This window comes from Serratia sp. CY84636, from assembly GCF_052166245.1.
GTDB classification, from domain to species: Bacteria; Pseudomonadota; Gammaproteobacteria; order Enterobacterales; family Enterobacteriaceae; genus Serratia; species Serratia nevei.
Genome location: NZ_JBJNOX010000012.1, coordinates 1 through 17,534, shown reverse-complemented (window position 1 = coordinate 17,534; position 17,534 = coordinate 1). Strand labels below are relative to the sequence as shown.

Sequence of the window (17,534 nt, the reverse complement as noted above, 5' to 3'; positions counted from 1 at the left end):
TCCTCTTCGCCCTGTTGGCACGGGCCGATCGCGATCATAAAAAATTAAAACACTGTTTTAATTTATTGACTCCCTCACCGCCTTGCGTGGAGACTGATGGCTGTTGCTTCTTCTTTAGCCAGGGCTTATTGACGATGATTATCCGAAATCTCGCCGTGATCGGCGAATGCATGATCGAGCTGTCGCAGCAGGGCGCGCAGCTGACGCGCGGCTTTGGCGGCGATACCCTCAACACCGCCGTCTACCTCGCCCGCCAAATGCCGGAACAGGCGCTGCAGGTGCATTACGTCACCGCGCTCGGCACCGACAGCTTCAGCGGCGAGATGCTGCAGGCCTGGCGGCAGGAGAAGATCGAGACCGGGCTGATTCAGCAGTTGGAAAACAAACTGCCGGGCCTGTACGTGATCGAAACCGACGCCGCCGGCGAACGCACCTTCTACTACTGGCGCAACGACGCCGCCGCCCGGTATTGGCTTGCGGGCCCCCAGGCCGAGGTACTGTGCGCCCAGCTGGCACAGTTCGATTATCTGTATCTCAGCGGCATTAGCCTTGCGATCCTCGCGCCTGCCGACCGCACGAAGCTGCTGGCGCTGCTGCACCGCTGCCGCGCCAACGGCGGCCAGGTTATCTTCGACAACAACTACCGCCCGCGCCTGTGGCAAAGCCGTGAAGAAACACAGCTGGCCTACCGCGAGGTGCTGGCCTGCACCGACATTGCCTTCCTGACGCTGGATGACGAAGCGTTGCTGTGGGGCACGCAGCCGGTTGAACAGGTGGTGGCACGCACGCAGGCGCTCGGCGTCGGCGAGATCGTTATCAAACGCGGCGCGGATGCCTGTCTGGTGTTCGGCGTGGAGGGAGAGCGACTTGAGGTACCGGCGATTGCGCTGCCGCCGGAGTGCGTAGTGGATACCACCGCGGCGGGCGACGCTTTCAGCGCCGGTTATCTGGCGGAACGCCTGAGCGGCGGCAGCGCCCAGCAGGCGGCGCAGCGCGGCCACCGGCTTGCCGCGACGGTGATCCAACATCGCGGCGCCATCATTCCCGCAACGGCAATGCCCGCATAGCCAATAAGGCGGCGGCGAGGTTACCCCGCCGCCCGCGCAATAGTTCCCAGAAACATTGATCAGAGGATGATTGAAAGAATTTCCCTGGCGTTGGCTTATTTCCGCCCAGAGCTGCTAAGCTCGGGTCTTGGCATTACCGCCTTTTTGAATTTATTAGCCGAGTATAAATTTCAATCCGCCGCACTGACTAGCTGGACTTTGGTGCAGGTCGGGCTGAGCCGCCGAACGACAGGGAGGTTACCGATGGCCGTCGCATTCGCCAACGCCGTCGCCGCAAGACTGCATCTTGACGGCCGACTGCACGCCTTCAGCCAATTCAAATACGCTTATTTGACCTTCAACAAACACCGTCCCGATCGCCATCTGCTGGTCTCGAGCTACCCGCAAGAATGGCTGGACATCTACAGCGCCAATCGCTATCAGCGCATCGATCCCGTCGTGCGCGCCGCCCATAGTCGCTGCGCGCCCTTCATGTGGCACGACACCCCCGTCACCACCGAGGATCGGCATTACCGGAAGATCTTCAGCCAGGCGCGGGAATACGACATCGTGCACGGCTGCAGCTTTGTTTTGCACGATCACGACAACAACCTGGCGATCTTGTCGATCAGCGCCACGGCAGCCGATGACGCCGATCTGCGGCAGCTGATGGAAGACGAGAGGGCCAGCCTGCAGATGGTATTGGTCGATACCCACCAGCACGCTCTGGCCTTGGCCAGCGCCGAGGCGAGCCGGACAGACCGGCTCTCGCCGCGCGAAGGGGAAATCCTCTACTGGGCCAGCCAGGGCAAAACCTACCATGAGATCGCGCTGATCCTGGGGATCAAAACCGGCACGGTGAAGTTTCACATCGGCAATGCGGTGCGTAAGCTGGGGGTCGCCAACGCCAAACACGCGATCCGGCGCTGCCTTGAACGGCAGCTGCTCGCGCCGCCGGAGGCATAAAAAAAGCCGGCATCACAGCCGGCTTTGTGTTCTTTACCTTGCGGAAAATCAGCCCGCAACGGCGATACGTTTCATGTCGGTCATGTAGCCACGCAGTTTGCGACCGACGGTTTCGATTGGGTGACTGCGCACCGCTTCGTTCACGTCGCGCAGCTGCGCGTTGTCCACCGCCGTACCCGCCGCGGCTTTGCCCAAATCGCCCGTCTGCAGGGTGGTCATGAAGTCCTTCAGCAGCGGTACCGCCGCGTTAGCGAACAGGTAGTTGCCGTACTCTGCGGTATCGGAGATAACCACGTTCATTTCATACAGACGTTTGCGCGCAATGGTGTTGGCGATCAGCGGCAGCTCGTGCAGCGACTCATAGTAAGCCGACTCTTCGATGATGCCGGCATCGACCATGGTTTCGAACGCCAGCTCAACGCCCGCTTTCACCATCGCCACCATCAGCACGCCGTGATCGAAGTACTCTTGCTCGCTGATTTTGCCTTCAAACTGCGGCGCATTCTCGAACGCGGTTTTGCCGGTCTCTTCGCGCCAGGTCAGCAATTTCACGTCGTCTTCCGCCCAGTCGGCCATCATGCCGCTGGAGAACGCGCCGGAGATGATGTCATCCATGTGCTTCTGGAACAGCGGCGCCATGATGGTTTTCAGCTGTTCGGACAGCGCATAGGCACGCAGCTTGGCCGGGTTGGACAGGCGATCCATCATCAGCGTGATGCCGCCCTGCTTCAGCGCTTCGGTGATGGTTTCCCAGCCGAACTGAATCAGTTTCTCGGCGTAAGCCGGATCGGTGCCCTCAGCAACCAACTTATCGAAGCACAGCAGCGAACCCGCCTGCAGCATGCCGCACAGAATGGTCTGCTCGCCCATCAGGTCAGATTTCACTTCGGCCACGAAGGAGGACTCCAGCACGCCGGCACGGTGGCCGCCGGTCGCCGCCGCCCAGGCCTTGGCGATCGCCATGCCTTCGCCTTTCGGATCGTTTTCCGGGTGAACCGCAATCAGAGTCGGCACGCCGAAGCCGCGCTTGTACTCTTCACGCACTTCGGTGCCCGGGCATTTCGGCGCGACCATCACCACGGTGATGTCTTTACGCACCTGCTCACCCACTTCAACGATGTTGAAGCCGTGGGAGTAACCCAGCGCCGCGCCGTCTTTCATCAGCGGCTGCACCGCACGCACCACGGAAGAGTGCTGCTTGTCCGGGGTCAGGTTGACCACCAGATCCGCCTGCGGGATCAGGTCTTCGTAGGTGCCGACCTTAAAGCCGTTTTCGGTCGCCTTGCGCCAGGAAGCGCGCTTCTCGTCGATCGCTTCTTTGCGCAGGGCATAGGCGACGTCCAGGCCGGAGTCGCGCATGTTCAGCCCCTGGTTCAGACCCTGGGCGCCACAGCCGACAATCACCACTTTTTTACCTTTCAGGTAGCCGGCTTCGTCAGCAAATTCGTCGCGCGCCATAAAGCGGCATTTACCCAATTGCGCCAACTGCTGACGCAGGTTCAATGTGTTGAAATAGTTAGCCATGGTGGTACTCCGGTTTGATGTTGTCTTGCATTGTTATTTTCATTCCCCGCCCTGTCTGTGCGGAGATTCGTTAAACTCAATGTATAACAGGAAATGCGTTGCTTAAATTGATATATTGAGAACGTGATATTGCAATTTATGCAACACTCTCACTGCGAGCGTATCGATATGGATTTACGTGATTTAAAGCTGTTCCTGCATTTGGCCGAAAGCCATCACTTCGGGCGCACCGCCAAGGCGATGCACGTCAGCCCGTCGACGCTCTCCCGCCAGATCCAGCGGCTGGAAGAGATCCTCGGGCAGCCGCTGTTCCTGCGCGACAACCGCACCGTGCAGCTCACCGACGCCGGCGAACAGCTGAAAGAATTCGCCCAACAGACGCTGCTGCAGTATCAGCAGCTGAAGCACTCGCTCGGCCAGCACGGCCCTTCGCTGAGCGGCGAACTGCGGCTGTTCTGCTCGGTGACCGCGGCGTACAGCCACCTGCCGCCGATCCTCGATCGTTTCCGCGCGCAGCACCCGCTGGTCGAGATTAAGCTGACCACCGGCGACGCCGCCGACGCGGTCGACAAAGTGCAATCCAACGAGGCCGATCTCGGCATCGCCGGCCGGCCGGAAACGCTGCCCGCCAGCGTGGCGTTCACCAAAATCGGCGAAATTCCGCTGGTGCTGATCGCGCCGGCGCTGCCCTGTGCGGTGCGCAGCCAGGCATTCGCCGACAGGCCCGACTGGGCCGAGATCCCGTTCATCCTGCCGGAGCACGGCCCGTCGCGAAAACGCATCGAGCTGTGGTTCCGCCGCCACCGCATCAGCAATCCGCTGATTTACGCCACCGTCGGCGGCCACGAAGCCATCGTGTCGATGGTCGCGTTAGGCTGCGGCATCGCGCTGATCCCGAGCGTGGTGGTGGACAACAGCCCGGAGCCGGTACGCAACCGCATCTCGCAGCTGGATAACATCTCGATGGTCGAACCGTTCGAGCTGGGGGTCTGCGTCCAGAAAAAGCGCCTCAGCGATCCGCTGATCGACGCCTTTTGGCGCTTGCTGCATCCCCGCTGACGCGGGGTTTACAGATCCGCCGGATCGATCTGCTTCATCGTCTCTACCTGCATCAGCCAGTGGTAGAGCGGCTCAAGCTGCAAAAATGCCCCGGCCAGCAGCGGCACCAGATCGGCGCTGAACAGCTTTTCCACTTCGCTGTCGGTCACCATCACCGCAAACGACTTGCGGTTGTACCAGGTGGCGATCTCCGCCGCCTGCTCCTTCACCAGCGGGCGCTTGTAGCTCTCACCCACCAGCTCGAATGGCCGCCGGCAGCAGGCGGCCACCTCAAGGAAAGGCTGCGGCCGCTGCCTCAGCGTATGGCGGAACAGATCCATGGTCGGCTTGTTGGCGCTGTAGTAGCCGAGCCCATAGCGCAGCATGTCCGGCCCCAGTTCGAAAAAGTAGACCGGCGCGTCTTTCCAGTCTTTGCTCGGACGCTTGAACGTCAGCCACATGCGGCTGCGGTAGCGCGATTTGTCATGAGAAAAGCGCGTGTCGCGATGAATGCGCGACAGCGTTTTGCCGATCGCCGGGCGAGTCTCGAACTGCGGGTCGATCGCCAGCATGCCGGGAGCCAGCTGCTCCACCAGCGCGCGAAACGGCGCCAGCAGCTCGCGATCGTAGATATCGCGGTTGCCGTCGAACCACGCCTTATCGTTCTCGATCCGCACCTGCTGCAGGAAATTCAGACCCTGCTGGCTAAAGCCGGAGAAAGGTTGCGCCATAAGTTTTTCCGTTCTGACGGTTTATCGGGTGTTGCGCAGATCTTCCCTCTGCCAACGGCGTTTGATAAACACGCGCCGACGCGTGCGAAAATAAGCGACATAGAGAGAGAACGCCGCCCGGTTGCTGAATAGTGCACCGCCAACCACGCCCCCCAGCAGCATGGCGACAGTGGCGATGCCGGTCATCCCCGCCGCCCACGCCGCCACGGCGCCAAGGCAAAACAGGCCGAGCATGCCAAGGTAATATTGCAACAATACCACCCCGCTGTTTTTACCCTGCACCAGTTGGAACAGGATCAACGTCATCCACACCGCCACGATCGCGCCGCTGCCCATGAGAACGGCGGCGGAAGTCTTGCCGCTCCAGGCGGCCGCCACGTCCGTGGCCAGGCCCATCACGCCCGCCAGCCCCAGCGTCAGGCATACCATCAGCAACATGACATTGCCGACGCCCGGCGGCGACAGCCGCTGGCCCGGCGTCAGGAAATGCTGTTCGAGCTGCGCATCCACGCCGGCGAACAGTGCGCGATCGCGCGCCGCGATTTGGCGTTCCATCTCCCGGCCCTGCGTCAATAAGCGGGCCAGCCGGCCGGGTAAACGCACCGGGCTCACCCCTGCAAAAAGAAGCGGAACGCCGGGTTGTCGGTTTCGTCGTGGCAATCGTAGCCCAGCGCCTGCAGGTGCCGCTCGAATTCCGGCTCGGTTTGCGCCAGTTCGAAGGCCGCCAGCACCCGGCCGAAGTCGGTGCCGTGGCTGCGATAGTGGAACAGCGAAATGTTCCAGTGCGTGCCCAGCGTTTGCAGGAATTTCAGCAGCGCGCCCGGCGACTCCGGAAACTCAAAGCTGTACAGCCGTTCGCGCAGCGGCTTCGACGGACGCCCGCCCACCATGTAGCGCACGTGCAGTTTGGCCATCTCGTCGTCCGACAGATCCACCACCTGATAACCGTCGGCATTGAGCTCGTCGATGATTTCCCGCCGTTCGGCGTGCCCGCGCGTCAGACGCACGCCGACAAAAATACAGGCGTTGTCGGCATCGGCGTAGCGATAGTTGAATTCGGTCACCGAGCGGCCGCCCAACAGTTGGCAGAACTTGAGGAAGCTGCCCTGCTGTTCCGGAATGGTCACCGCCAACAGCGCTTCGCGCTGTTCGCCCAGTTCGCAACGCTCGGAAACGTAGCGCAGCCCGTGGAAGTTGAGGTTGGCGCCGGATAACACGTGCGCCAGACGCTCGCCCTGAATGTTGTGCTGCTGGACGTACTTTTTCAGCCCCGCCAGCGCCAACGCGCCGGAAGGTTCAGCAATGGCACGCACGTCCTCGAACAGATCTTTGACCGCCGCACAGATGGCGTCGCTGTCCACGGTGATTACGTCGTCCAGATACTCACGGCACAGGCGGAAGGTTTCGTCGCCGATACGCTTTACCGCCACGCCTTCGGCGAACAGCCCGACGCGCGCCAGATCCACCGGATGGCCGGCATCCAGCGCCGCGCGCAGGCAGGCGGAGTCTTCCGCTTCGACGCCGATCACTTTGATCTGCGGCATCAGCTGCTTGATCAGCACCGCCACCCCGGCGGCCAGGCCGCCGCCGCCGACCGGCACGAAGACCCGATCCAGATGCGCGTCTTGCTGCAGCAGCTCCATCGCCAGCGTGCCCTGCCCGGCGATCACCGTCGGATGATCGAACGGCGGCACGAAGGTCATGCCCTGCTGCTGGGAAAGCTCGATCGCCTTCGCTTTGGCCTCGTCGAAATTGGCGCCGTGCAGCAGCACTTCGCCGCCGAAACCGCGCACCGCATCCACTTTGATGTCCGCGGTGGACACCGGCATCACGATCAGCGTTTTGATGCCCAGCCGTTTACCGGAGAAGGCGACGCCCTGCGCGTGGTTGCCGGCCGAAGCCGTCACGACGCCGCGCGCCTTCTGCTCTTCGTCCAGCCCGGCGATCATCGCATAGGCCCCGCGCAGCTTGAAGCTGTGCACCGGCTGACGATCTTCGCGCTTCACCAAAATGGTGTTGCCGAGGCGCGAAGAAATTTTGTTCATGGCCTGCAACGGGGTGACCTGCGCCACCTCGTAGACCGGCGAGCGCAGTACCGCTCGCAGATATTCCGCGCCGCAGGGGGCGCTGGGTAGGGGTTGAGAGACCGCCATGCTGCTTATCCCCCCAGTTTGCTCTTGTCGCGTACCGCGCCTTTGTCGGCGCTGGTGGCCAACGAGGCGTAGGCGCGCAGCGCGAAGGATACCTGACGCTCACGGTTTTTCGGCGTCCAGGCCGCGTCGCCGCGCGCCAGTTCCGCTTCATGCCGCGCCGCCAGCTCCTGCTCGCTGACGTCCAGCTGGATGCCGCGATGAGGAATGTCGATCGCGATCGTGTCGCCGTCCTGCACCAGGGCGATCAGGCCGCCGTTGGCCGCCTCCGGCGAGGCGTGGCCGATGGACAGCCCCGAGGTGCCTCCGGAGAAACGCCCGTCGGTAATCAGCGCGCACGCCTTGCCCAGCCCCATCGATTTCAGATACGTGGTTGGGTAAAGCATTTCCTGCATGCCCGGCCCGCCTTTCGGCCCTTCGTAACGGATAACGACCACGTCGCCCGCCACCACTTTGCCGCCGAGGATCGCTTCTACCGCATCATCCTGGCTTTCATACACTTTGGCCGGGCCGCGGAAGGTGAGGATTTCCTTGTCTACGCCGGCGGTTTTGACGATGCAGCCGTTTTCCGCCAGGTTACCGTACAGCACCGCCAACCCGCCGTCCTGACTGTAGGCGTGCTCACGGGTGCGGATGCAGCCCTCCTTGCGGTCGGTGTCCAGCGAATCCCAGCGGCAGTCCTGCGAGAATGCCTGCGTGGTGCGGATACCGGCCGGCCCGGCGGAGTACATTTTCTTGACGCTTTCGTCGCGGGTCAGCATTACGTCGTAGGCTTCCAGCGTCTGCGGCAGGGTCAGCCCCAGCACGTTGTTCACCTCGCGGTTCAGCAAGCCGGCGCGATCCAGCTCGCCGAGGATGCCGATGACGCCGCCGGCGCGGTGCACGTCTTCCATATGGTATTTCTGCGTGCTCGGCGCCACCTTGCACAGGTGCGGCACTTTGCGCGACAGGCGATCGATGTCTTCCATGGTGAAGTCCACCTCGCCTTCCTGCGCCGAAGCCAGCAGGTGCAGTACGGTGTTGGTCGAGCCACCCATGGCGATGTCCAGCGTCATGGCGTTCTCAAACGCCGCCTTGTTGGCGATATTGCGCGGCAGCGCGCTCTCGTCGTCCTGCTCGTAATAGCGTTTGGTCAGCTCGACGATGCGCTTGCCGGCGTTGAGGAACAGCGCTTTGCGATCGGCGTGGGTGGCCAGCAGCGAGCCGTTGCCCGGCTGCGACAGGCCCAGCGCTTCGGTCAGGCAGTTCATCGAGTTAGCGGTGAACATGCCGGAGCAGGAACCGCAGGTCGGGCAGGCGGAACGCTCGATCTGCTCGCTGTCGGCGTCGCTGACGTTCGGGTTAGCGCCCTGGATCATCGCATCCACCAGATCCAGCTTGATGATCTGGTTGGAGAGTTTGGTCTTGCCGGCTTCCATCGGGCCGCCGGAGACAAAGATCACCGGGATATTCAGGCGCAACGCCGCCATCAGCATGCCCGGGGTGATCTTGTCGCAGTTGGAGATGCACACCATCGCGTCGGCGCAGTGGGCGTTCACCATGTATTCGACCGAGTCGGCGATCAGCTCGCGCGACGGCAGGGAATAGAGCATGCCGCCGTGGCCCATGGCGATGCCGTCATCCACCGCGATGGTGTTGAACTCTTTGGCCACGCCGCCAGAGGCTTCGATCTGCTCGGCGACCAGTTTGCCCAGATCGCGCAGATGCACGTGGCCCGGCACGAATTGGGTAAAGGAGTTGACCACGGCGATGATCGGCTTGCCGAAATCGGCGTCGGTCATCCCGGTCGCGCGCCACAATGCGCGGGCACCCGCCATATTGCGGCCGTGGGTGGTGGTGGCGGAACGGTACTTAGGCATGCTCTTTTCACTCCAAATGTATTTATGACAGGCGGCGAACGAACCGCCTGGATATTCTTATCTGTCTGTCTTGTCGTTACGGATTTACCGGATCCAGCCAGCCGTATTTGTCTTCTGTCTTGCCGCTGAACAGGCCGAAGAACGCCTGTTGGATCTGTTTGGTCACCGGGCCGCATTTGCCGATGCCGACCTGAATGCCGTCCACGCTGCGTACCGGCGTGATTTCCGCCGCGGTGCCGGACATGAACACTTCGTCGGCCAGGTACAGCGATTCGCGCGACAGCACCTGCTCACGCACTTCGAAGCCCATGTCTTTCGCCAGCTTGATGATCGCGTCGCGGGTGATGCCCGGCAGCGCCGAAGAGGTGAACGGCGGGGTGTAAATCACACCGTCTTTCACTTCAAACAGGTTCTCGCCCGCCCCTTCGGAAATGTAGCCGTGCACGTCGAGCGCGATGCCTTCCTGATAGCCGTGGCGACGCGCTTCGCTGCCCACCAACAGGGAGGAAAGATAGTTACCGCCGGCCTTGGCCGCAGTGGGGATCGTGTTTGGTGCGACGCGGTGCCAGGAGGAGACCATCGCATCGATGCCTTGATCCAGCGCTTCTTCACCCAGATAAGCGCCCCAAGGAAACGCCGCGATAATCACGTCCGTTTTGTAACCGGCCGGCGGGTTGACGCCCATGCCGACATCGCCGACGAACACCAGCGGGCGGATGTACGCGCTGACCAGGTTGTTCTTGCGCAGCGTGGCACGGCAGGCTTCCATCAGCTCGTCGACGCTTTGCGAAACCGGCATGCGGTAGATTTTCGCCGAATCGTGCAGGCGCTGCATATGTTCGCGATGGCGAAACACCACCGGCCCCAAGTGCGAGTCGTAGCAGCGCACGCCTTCAAATACCGACGTGCCGTAATGCAGCGCGTGCGACATCACGTGCACTTTGGCCTCGGCCCAGGGAACCATCTCACCATTGAACCAAATGTAATCGGCTTTCTTTGTCATTGTTATTTATCCTTCTCGGCGCCTCAGGCGCGTATTTGTTGTGATGTTGGCTGCTGGATCTCGACGCAGGAGACGTCCAGCAGTTTGCTTAACTGAGATGACAACAGGGCGACCGGACGCGGGCTGGCAACGGTCAATTCGATATTGATGCTGTCGGCGTTGGCCGGAGAAACCATATTCATAGCACAAACCTGAAAGCCGCGATGACGCACGACCCGCAATACGCGCTCTAACATTTCGGGGCGAAAACGCGCCTGGATCGAGAGTTGATGCTGCATCATGATATTTCCTCCAACATGGTTTCGTTGCCGGCGCCCGGCGGCACCAGCGGCCAGACGTTTTCGAGTTCGTCGATAGAGACCTGCAGCAGATAAGGGCCTTCGGTGCTGAACAGCGCCTCGAGCGCGCCTTCCACCTGATCCTTGCGGCTGATGCGCTGGCCGGGAATGCCGAAGGCGGCGGCCAGCATCAGGAAGTCGGGGTTATCGGACAGGTTGGTTTCGCTGTAGCGGCCGTCGAAGAACAGCTGCTGCCATTGACGCACCATTCCGAGGCGCTGGTTGTCCAGCAGCACGATCTTGAGCGGCAGCTGTTTGCGCTTGATGGTACCCAGCTCCTGCACGTTCATCATGAAGGAGCCATCGCCCGAGACGCAGATCACCGTATCTTGCGGACGCGCGACTTGAGCCCCCACCGCCGCCGGCACGCCGAACCCCATGGTGCCGAGGCCGCTGGAGGTGATGAAATTCTCCGGGCGTTCGAACGTCATGTGCTGCGCGCTCCACATCTGGTGCTGGCCCACGTCGGTGGTCACCACGCTGTTGGCCGGCTTGCGGGCGGACAGCTGGCGCAAGAACAATGGCGCGTAGATCGGCTGGCCGGGGTGATCGTAGCGACAGACGTGCTCGGCTTTCAGCGCCGTCACCTGCTGCTGCCAGGCGGCGATGTTCAGCGGGCGCTGCAACGCCGGCAGCAATGTTTTCAAATCGCCCTGCAGGGCGATATGCGCCTGGCGCAGCTTGCTCATCTCCGCCGGATCGATATCCATGTGGATCACTTTGGCGTGCGGCGCGAAGGCGTTCAGTTTGCCGGTCACGCGGTCATCGAAACGCGCGCCGACGGCAATCAGCAGATCGCACGCCTGCACCGCCAGGTTGGCAGCCTTAGTGCCGTGCATACCCAACATGCCGAGGTACAGCGGATCTTGCGCATCCGGCGCGCCCAGCCCCTTCAGGGTGGCGACGTTCGGCATGCGGGTCACGGCGATAAATTCACGCAGCGCCGGCACCGCCTGTGCCATACCCACGCCGCCGCCGACGTACAGCATCGGTTTGTGCGCCTGCGCCAGCAGCTCGGCCGCTTCTGCCAACGCTGCCGCCGGGAACGCCGGCGCTTCGTCGACCGGCATCAGATGCGGGTGCAAGTCGCCCTGCGCCAGCTGGATGTCTTTCGGGATATCGATCAGCACCGGGCCAGGGCGGCCGCCTGCGGCGATGGCGAACGCTTCCGCCATGATGCCCGGCAAGGCGTCCAGCGATTCCACCAGGAAACTGTGCTTGGTGCAGGCCAGAGACAGGCCGAGAACATCGATCTCCTGAAAGGCATCGGTGCCGATCAGCGCGGAACCCACCTGACCGGTGATGGCGACAACGGGAACGGAATCGAGCAGCGCATCAGCCAGGCCAGTGATCAGGTTGGTGGCGCCAGGGCCGGAAGTGGCGATGCAAACGCCGACTTTGCCAGTGGCGCGGGCGTAGCCGATGGCGGCCATCGCGGCGCCCTGTTCATGGCGACACAGCAGGTGTTCCACACCACCGTCGTACAGCGCATCGTACACCGGCATGATTGCCCCGCCCGGATAGCCGAATACGGTATCCACCCCCTGCGCACGCAACGCTTGAACTACCCACTGAGCGCCATTCATAGTTATTTCCCCGCCTTACTTCGACAACTGCAGGATTTTGTTCTGTTTTTCATGCTCTGCCCCTTGCTCCACTTTTCTCTTGCCAATAAAAAACCCCCGGACCTGACGGTGCGGGGGTTCTCTTGCGATTCCGGCTTGTTTGCTAAGCCTTTCTTCGTCCAAGTGCAGCCCCGCACGGTGGGATAATAATCACCACCACGCTAATCACGACTAGGCTAATCACTTGGGCAAAGGCTTTCATAATGGGTTTGTTCACTGTGCTCATTCAGAACTAATGCTTACAGAGGTACCATAGTCGCGCGCGGCATGACAACACTTTTTTTGCGTTATTATTCGGCGCAATCTGGTCATACCTCACGCAAATCGCCACTCTTTCACACGTTGGCGCGCATGTCCGGATTTTTCACCGCGTCGGTGATCGCCTTGCCGCGCGTATCCTTGCCAAAGAACACCAACAGGGCGATCGCCACCGCCACCGTACCGGCGACGATCGCCATCGCCAGGCCGTAATTGTGCCCATGATGCTCGGCGATGGTGGCTTGCAGCGTGGCGTTGACCGAGGCTATCAGATTGCCCAGCTGGTACACGAACCCCGGCAGCACCGCGCGGGTGTTGGCCGGCACCAGTTCGGTCAGGTAGGTCGGTATCACGCCCCAGGCACCCTGCACCATGAACTGCATCAGGAAAGCGCCGATCCCGAGCATCAGTGAACCGCTGGAAAACGCCCACAGCGGGATCACCGGCAACGCCAGCAGCGCGGCGATGATGATCGCTTTCTTACGGCCGATCTTTTCCGATAACGAACCGAAGAAAACGCCGCCGATAATGGACGCGATATTGTAGCTTATGGCAATGATACTGACGGTTTTAGGGTCGAAACCGTGCTGAACTTTCAAAAATACCGGATACAGATCTTGCGTGCCGTGGGAGAAGAAATTGAACGCCGCCATCAGCAGCACCAGATAGCAGCACAGCTTCCAGTGGCTCTTCAGCACCGGTAGCAAGGCGGTGCTTTCTTTGCGTTCGCGCGCCGCCAGCCACACCGGCGACTCCTGCACGCAATAATAAATAAACGGCAGCAGCAGGATCGGCGCTGCGCCGATAACGAACATGCCGCGCCAGCCGACCGTTTCGAACAGCAGGCCGTACACCACCGCCGCCAGCAGATAACCGAACGGATAGCCGGCTTGGAAAATACCCGACATCAGGCCGCGTGAGCGGTCCGGTATGGTTTCCATCGCCAATGACGACGCCACGCCCCAGATGCCGCCCATCGCCACCCCGTACAGCACCCGCAACAGCAAAAAGACCGTCAGCGAGGGCGCGGCGGCGGAGAGCAGCTCAAACACCGAGAAGAAGACGATATTCAGCATCAGGATCGGCTTGCGGCCATATTTTTCCGCCGCGCGCCCGAAGATCAGCGCGCCGATAGGCCGCACCGCCAGCGTGAGCAGAATCGCCAACGTCACCTGTTCCAGGCCGACGTGAAAGGATTGCGCGATATCGCTGAGTAAGAATACCAGCACGAAAAAATCGAAAGCGTCGAGCGTCCAGCTTGAAAAGCTGGCGATTGCCGCATTGCGTTGCAGCGGGGTCCAACCAAACATAGTGTTATCCCTACCGTAGAGTACGAAGTCAGGAGGCTTAGCGGCTGCCGGGCAGAATGCGGCGGCGGTCGGAGTTTGTTAAAGAAGTGATTTTTCTTTTAATCAATTGTTAAATATACCCATCAAGCCTATGGTTGCAATGCGTCTGGGCCGCTAATGTGTTGCAGCCTTCGGCGATATTGTTAATGGGTATTGCCGCAGCCTGCGAGGCGGATCGCACAATCTCATTCAATGAGATAAAAATCGGTGATTAAGCTGCGAAAACCATCGAAAAAATACCAATAATGCCGCGCGCCACCAGGATGAATCGCGCATCATGTCGCCATCAGCAAGGAGAGCGATATGTCACTGTCGGTAATCTATAGCCGCGCCATCATCGGCGTTCAGGCCCCTTCCGTCACGGTAGAGGTGCATATCAGCAATGGCCTGCCCGGCCTGACGCTGGTCGGTCTGCCGGAAACCACGGTGAAAGAAGCGCGCGATCGGGTGCGCAGCGCCCTGATCAACAACGGTTTCACCTTCCCCGCACGGCGCATTACCGTCAATTTAGCGCCCGCCGATCTGCCGAAAGAAGGCGGGCGTTACGATCTGCCGATAGCGTTGGCTATCCTCGCCGCCTCCGAGCAACTGCCCCTCGCCCCCCTGGCGCGCTACGAGTTTCTCGGCGAGCTGGCGCTGTCCGGCTCACTGCGCGCGGTCCAGGGCGCTATCCCGGCGGCGCTGGCGGCGGCCGAGGCCGGGCGACAACTGATCCTCTCAACGGATAACGCCGCCGAGGTCGGCCTGATCGCACAGTCGCACTCCCATACCGCCCGACACCTGTTGGAAGTCTGCGCCTTTCTGCTCGGCCAGGGCGAGCTACCGGTGGCGGCCACGCCTCCCGCTGCGGACAACGTCTGCGAAAGCGCCGACCTGCGCGACATCATCGGCCAGGAACAGGCCAAACGGGCACTGGAGATCGCCGCCGCCGGCGGGCATAACCTGCTGTTGATCGGGCCGCCTGGCACCGGTAAAACCATGCTGGCCAGCCGTCTCACGGGCTTGCTGCCGCCGCTCGCGGAGCATGAAGCGCTGGAAAGCCTGGCGGTCGCCAGCTTGCAGCATCATGTTCCCACCGCTCTGCTATCGCGCCAGCGGCCGTTTCGCGCGCCGCATCACAGCGCATCGATGGCGGCATTGGTCGGCGGCGGCTCACTGCCGCGCCCGGGCGAGATCTCGATGGCGCATAACGGCGTGCTATTTCTGGATGAGCTGCCGGAATTCGAGCGCAAGGTACTGGATGCGCTGCGTGAACCGCTGGAATCCGGCGAGATCGTGATTTCACGCGCCAACGCCAAGGTCTGCTTCCCTGCAAGGGTACAATTGATCGCAGCGATGAACCCCAGCCCAACCGGGCATTACCAAGGGTTGCACAATCGCGCCTCACCGCAGCAGGTGCTGCGTTATCTGGCTCGGCTATCGGGGCCTTTTCTCGACCGTTTCGATCTGTCTATCGAGGTGCCGCTGCTGCCGCCGGGTACGCTCAGTCAGCGGCAAAGGCATGGAGAAAGCAGCGAGCAAGTGAGAGAAAGAGTGTTACTGGCGCGCGCCCGGCAGCTCGAACGCGCCGGGAAAGTCAACGCGCTGTTGAGCAACCGCGAAGTGGAACGGGATTGCGTTTTGCAGGCGGCAGACGCCGAGTTTTTGGAGACGACATTAAACGCGCTGGGGTTATCGGTCCGCGCCTGGCAGCGCATCTTGAAGGTTGCACGCACGCTGGCAGATTTGGCGGGAGATGCTGAGCTCAACAGGCGCCACCTCAGCGAAGCGCTGGGCTATCGCAGTATGGACCGTCTGCTGTTACAGCTGCATCGGAGTCTGGAATAGAAAATGGGGCCCGCAGGCCCCATCGTCTTTAGTCGTCGCTGTCGCTGTAATCTTCTACTGCGTCAGCCTGCGGTTTACCGCCGGACAGAGTATGGAATTTCTTCGGGCGACGTGTGCGCGCCAGATATTTAGCCCATACTTTTTCCTGCTCGGTAGCCGCTTCGCGCTCACCGCGGCACACTGCGACGAACAGCTGTTCTTCTTCAGTGACCGGCTGGCGTTTACCTGAGTCCAACTCGTTAAACGCGTAGCCGAAGCGCTCTAGCAATTGCGCCTCTTTAATGGTGAAATCGCCGTGACGGGAGAACCCGCGAGGGTAATGTTTATTATCAAAAAAACGATTGGTCGTGGTGAAGCTATCCGCCATCTGACACGCTCCTAATTCTCTTATGGCCGTGCTGTTTATGGCGCGGAGTATTAGATAGGCTTGACAGCGTGTAAAACAAAACATTTAAATCTTAACGACAAATTTTTTTGGAGATAGGTGTGGATACCGAATTACTGAAAACCTTTTTGGAGGTCAGTAGAACGCGTCACTTTGGCAGAGCCGCAGAATCTTTGTACTTAACGCAGTCCGCGGTCAGTTTCCGCATCCGTCAGTTAGAAAACCAGCTGGGCGCAAATTTATTTACCCGTCATCGCAATAATATCCGCCTGACACCTGCCGGTGAGCGGCTTCTACCCTATGCCGAGAGCCTGATGAACACCTGGCAGTTGGCGAAGAAGGAGGTCGTGCGTTCGCTGCAACACACCGAGTTGTCGATCGGCGCTACCGCTTCGCTGTGGGAAGCCTATCTGACCCCCTGGTTGCAAGCGCTCTATCAACAACGCGAGGCGCTACAGCTCGAAGCCAGGGTGGCATTAAGGCACTCTTTGGTAAAACAATTGCATGAAAGGCAGCTCGATTTACTGATCACCACTGAACCGCCGAAGATGGATGAATTGGCCAGCCAGCAGCTGAGCAATTTCTCATTACGCCTGTTCTCATCCGCGCATCGTGATAAACAAGCCCCAATGCCCTACATCAAGCTGGAATGGGGAGCCGACTTTCACCAACAGGAAAGCCGCATGCTGGAAGGCGATAACGTGCCGGTGCTCACCACTACCTCCGCTCACCTGACGCGTCAGCTGCTGGAAACCACGGGCGGATGCGCTTTCCTGCCCAGCCAGTGGGAACAAGAGTACCCACAGCTGGTGGCCTCCGCTGAGATCCCACCGATTATCCGCCCACTGTATGCCGTCTGGTTGCAAAACAGCGATCAACAGCCTTTGATTCGGCAATTACTTAAAATACCTTTAAATACCGCAGCCTAAAGCGTTATGGCGGCCTTAAACGCCGTTATCGTGGTCATGACTGTCTATCAAGCAAAAACGCGCTCATCGCCTTCTGAGAGGAGATAATGCAAAACAGCAAGGGAATCAGGAGGTCACGGGGGTAAAGATCGGAAGAAAGATGGAGCAACCAGGATCGGGCAATCATCGGCACCTAACGTCCATGTGCTCTGTTCCAAAGCGGTAAGGAAGAAAAATGATAGGCAAAAAAAACCCTTTGCTTTCGCAAAGGGTTCTTAATATGGCAGGGGCGGAGAGACTCGAACTCGCGACACCCGGTTTTGGAGACCGGTGCTCTACCAACTGAGCTACGCCCCTAAATCTCGCTTAACATTATGCCTGCTAATAAAGCAGGCATAATTAAATAAGTGGCGGAACGGACGGGGCTCGAACCCGCGACCCCCTGCGTGACAGGCAGGTATTCTAACCAACTGAACTACCGCTCCACCGATTCTTTTACGTTGCATCTCTCGATGCCGGCAAAATCG

Annotated in this window: 16 protein-coding genes and 2 tRNA genes; 5 read left to right on the top strand and 13 right to left on the bottom strand. The window is 60.5% G+C overall.

The genetic code is table 11. From position 1 onward, the window contains the following. Positions 1-134 precede the first annotated feature (134 nt). Together ACJ8QI_RS22620 and ACJ8QI_RS22615 are read left to right on the top strand one after the other, a co-directional pair. Complete coding sequence (locus ACJ8QI_RS22620) at positions 135-1,067, top strand: sugar kinase (protein ID WP_442533123.1); 933 nt, start codon at positions 135-137, stop codon at positions 1,065-1,067. A 243-nt stretch (positions 1,068-1,310) separates the two neighbouring features. Beyond that, positions 1,311-2,012 carry a LuxR family transcriptional regulator gene (locus ACJ8QI_RS22615; protein WP_060441493.1) on the top strand — a complete coding sequence of 234 codons (702 nt, stop codon included), beginning with the start codon at positions 1,311-1,313 and terminating at the stop codon, positions 2,010-2,012. A gap of 48 nt (positions 2,013-2,060) precedes the next feature. Here ACJ8QI_RS22615 and ilvC read toward each other — a convergent pair whose 3' ends face one another. Next, positions 2,061-3,536 carry a ketol-acid reductoisomerase gene (ilvC, locus tag ACJ8QI_RS22610; RefSeq protein ID WP_442533122.1) on the bottom strand — a complete coding sequence of 492 codons (1,476 nt, stop codon included), beginning with the start codon at positions 3,534-3,536 and terminating at the stop codon, positions 2,061-2,063. Between the two features lie 168 nt (positions 3,537-3,704). On the opposite strand from ilvC, the gene ilvY reads away from it, so the two are divergent. Then, on the top strand, positions 3,705-4,595 hold the full coding sequence (gene ilvY, locus ACJ8QI_RS22605) for an HTH-type transcriptional activator IlvY (RefSeq protein WP_033636409.1): 891 nt from the start codon (positions 3,705-3,707) through the stop codon (positions 4,593-4,595). Positions 4,596-4,603: 8 nt separating this feature from the next. On the opposite strand, the gene ACJ8QI_RS22600 is transcribed toward ilvY, so the two are convergent. From ACJ8QI_RS22600 to ACJ8QI_RS22560, 9 genes are all read right to left on the bottom strand, one after another. Further along, entirely contained in the window at positions 4,604-5,305 is a 702-nt protein-coding gene (locus tag ACJ8QI_RS22600) for a DUF2461 domain-containing protein (protein ID WP_141960508.1), read from the bottom strand. A gap of 21 nt (positions 5,306-5,326) precedes the next feature. Beyond that, positions 5,327-5,860 (bottom strand): hypothetical protein, encoded by a 534-nt coding sequence (locus tag ACJ8QI_RS22595; protein ID WP_141960510.1) that lies wholly within the window; start codon positions 5,858-5,860, stop codon positions 5,327-5,329. 53 nt (positions 5,861-5,913) lie between these two features. Continuing rightward, on the bottom strand, positions 5,914-7,458 hold the full coding sequence (gene ilvA / locus ACJ8QI_RS22590; protein ID WP_060425379.1) for a threonine ammonia-lyase, biosynthetic: 1,545 nt from the start codon (positions 7,456-7,458) through the stop codon (positions 5,914-5,916). Positions 7,459-7,463: 5 nt separating this feature from the next. Further along, positions 7,464-9,314: a dihydroxy-acid dehydratase gene (gene ilvD / locus ACJ8QI_RS22585; protein WP_442533121.1), complete on the bottom strand. Its 1,851-nt coding sequence runs from the start codon at positions 9,312-9,314 to the stop codon at positions 7,464-7,466. Between the two features lie 76 nt (positions 9,315-9,390). Next, on the bottom strand, positions 9,391-10,317 hold the full coding sequence (locus ACJ8QI_RS22580; protein ID WP_033636413.1) for a branched-chain amino acid transaminase: 927 nt from the start codon (positions 10,315-10,317) through the stop codon (positions 9,391-9,393). A gap of 23 nt (positions 10,318-10,340) precedes the next feature. Then, on the bottom strand, positions 10,341-10,598 hold the full coding sequence (gene ilvM, locus ACJ8QI_RS22575) for an acetolactate synthase 2 small subunit (protein WP_038874702.1): 258 nt from the start codon (positions 10,596-10,598) through the stop codon (positions 10,341-10,343). Continuing rightward, positions 10,595-12,241, bottom strand: coding sequence for an acetolactate synthase 2 catalytic subunit (gene ilvG / locus ACJ8QI_RS22570; protein WP_159318774.1), 1,647 nt, complete (start codon positions 12,239-12,241; stop codon positions 10,595-10,597). Before ilvG ends, ilvM begins: the two co-directional genes overlap by 4 nt. A gap of 142 nt (positions 12,242-12,383) precedes the next feature. After that, on the bottom strand, positions 12,384-12,482 hold the full coding sequence (ilvL, locus tag ACJ8QI_RS22565; protein ID WP_013814970.1) for an ilv operon leader peptide: 99 nt from the start codon (positions 12,480-12,482) through the stop codon (positions 12,384-12,386). A gap of 133 nt (positions 12,483-12,615) precedes the next feature. Next, positions 12,616-13,848, bottom strand: coding sequence for an MFS transporter (locus ACJ8QI_RS22560; RefSeq protein ID WP_084827060.1), 1,233 nt, complete (start codon positions 13,846-13,848; stop codon positions 12,616-12,618). 342 nt (positions 13,849-14,190) lie between these two features. On the opposite strand from ACJ8QI_RS22560, the gene ACJ8QI_RS22555 reads away from it, so the two are divergent. Beyond that, complete coding sequence (locus ACJ8QI_RS22555) at positions 14,191-15,714, top strand: YifB family Mg chelatase-like AAA ATPase (protein ID WP_442533120.1); 1,524 nt, start codon at positions 14,191-14,193, stop codon at positions 15,712-15,714. A gap of 28 nt (positions 15,715-15,742) precedes the next feature. Here the strand turns inward: ACJ8QI_RS22555 and ACJ8QI_RS22550 are convergent, their stop codons facing one another. Beyond that, positions 15,743-16,081 carry a DUF413 domain-containing protein gene (locus ACJ8QI_RS22550; protein WP_048232148.1) on the bottom strand — a complete coding sequence of 113 codons (339 nt, stop codon included), beginning with the start codon at positions 16,079-16,081 and terminating at the stop codon, positions 15,743-15,745. A gap of 119 nt (positions 16,082-16,200) precedes the next feature. Between ACJ8QI_RS22550 and hdfR the strand changes: the two genes are divergently transcribed. Continuing rightward, complete coding sequence (gene hdfR / locus ACJ8QI_RS22545; RefSeq protein WP_060425370.1) at positions 16,201-17,028, top strand: HTH-type transcriptional regulator HdfR; 828 nt, start codon at positions 16,201-16,203, stop codon at positions 17,026-17,028. Between the two features lie 260 nt (positions 17,029-17,288). Here the strand turns inward: hdfR and ACJ8QI_RS22540 are convergent. Together ACJ8QI_RS22540 and ACJ8QI_RS22535 are read right to left on the bottom strand one after the other, a co-directional pair. Then, positions 17,289-17,364 (bottom strand) — tRNA-Trp (locus tag ACJ8QI_RS22540). A 51-nt stretch (positions 17,365-17,415) separates the two neighbouring features. After that, positions 17,416-17,492, bottom strand: a tRNA-Asp gene (locus tag ACJ8QI_RS22535). Positions 17,493-17,534 lie beyond the last annotated feature (42 nt).

Coding starts and splice junctions, on each gene's coding strand:
- ACJ8QI_RS22620 (WP_442533123.1), top strand. CDS start 135: ATGATTATCCGAAATCTCGCCGTGATCGGCGAATGCATGATCGAGCTG.
- ACJ8QI_RS22615 (WP_060441493.1), top strand. CDS start 1,311: ATGGCCGTCGCATTCGCCAACGCCGTCGCCGCAAGACTGCATCTTGAC.
- ilvC (WP_442533122.1), bottom strand. CDS start 3,536: ATGGCTAACTATTTCAACACATTGAACCTGCGTCAGCAGTTGGCGCAA.
- ilvY (WP_033636409.1), top strand. CDS start 3,705: ATGGATTTACGTGATTTAAAGCTGTTCCTGCATTTGGCCGAAAGCCAT.
- ACJ8QI_RS22600 (WP_141960508.1), bottom strand. CDS start 5,305: ATGGCGCAACCTTTCTCCGGCTTTAGCCAGCAGGGTCTGAATTTCCTG.
- ACJ8QI_RS22595 (WP_141960510.1), bottom strand. CDS start 5,860: ATGGAACGCCAAATCGCGGCGCGCGATCGCGCACTGTTCGCCGGCGTG.
- ilvA (WP_060425379.1), bottom strand. CDS start 7,458: ATGGCGGTCTCTCAACCCCTACCCAGCGCCCCCTGCGGCGCGGAATAT.
- ilvD (WP_442533121.1), bottom strand. CDS start 9,314: ATGCCTAAGTACCGTTCCGCCACCACCACCCACGGCCGCAATATGGCG.
- ACJ8QI_RS22580 (WP_033636413.1), bottom strand. CDS start 10,317: ATGACAAAGAAAGCCGATTACATTTGGTTCAATGGTGAGATGGTTCCC.
- ilvM (WP_038874702.1), bottom strand. CDS start 10,598: ATGATGCAGCATCAACTCTCGATCCAGGCGCGTTTTCGCCCCGAAATG.
- ilvG (WP_159318774.1), bottom strand. CDS start 12,241: ATGAATGGCGCTCAGTGGGTAGTTCAAGCGTTGCGTGCGCAGGGGGTG.
- ilvL (WP_013814970.1), bottom strand. CDS start 12,482: ATGAAAGCCTTTGCCCAAGTGATTAGCCTAGTCGTGATTAGCGTGGTG.
- ACJ8QI_RS22560 (WP_084827060.1), bottom strand. CDS start 13,848: ATGTTTGGTTGGACCCCGCTGCAACGCAATGCGGCAATCGCCAGCTTT.
- ACJ8QI_RS22555 (WP_442533120.1), top strand. CDS start 14,191: ATGTCACTGTCGGTAATCTATAGCCGCGCCATCATCGGCGTTCAGGCC.
- ACJ8QI_RS22550 (WP_048232148.1), bottom strand. CDS start 16,081: ATGGCGGATAGCTTCACCACGACCAATCGTTTTTTTGATAATAAACAT.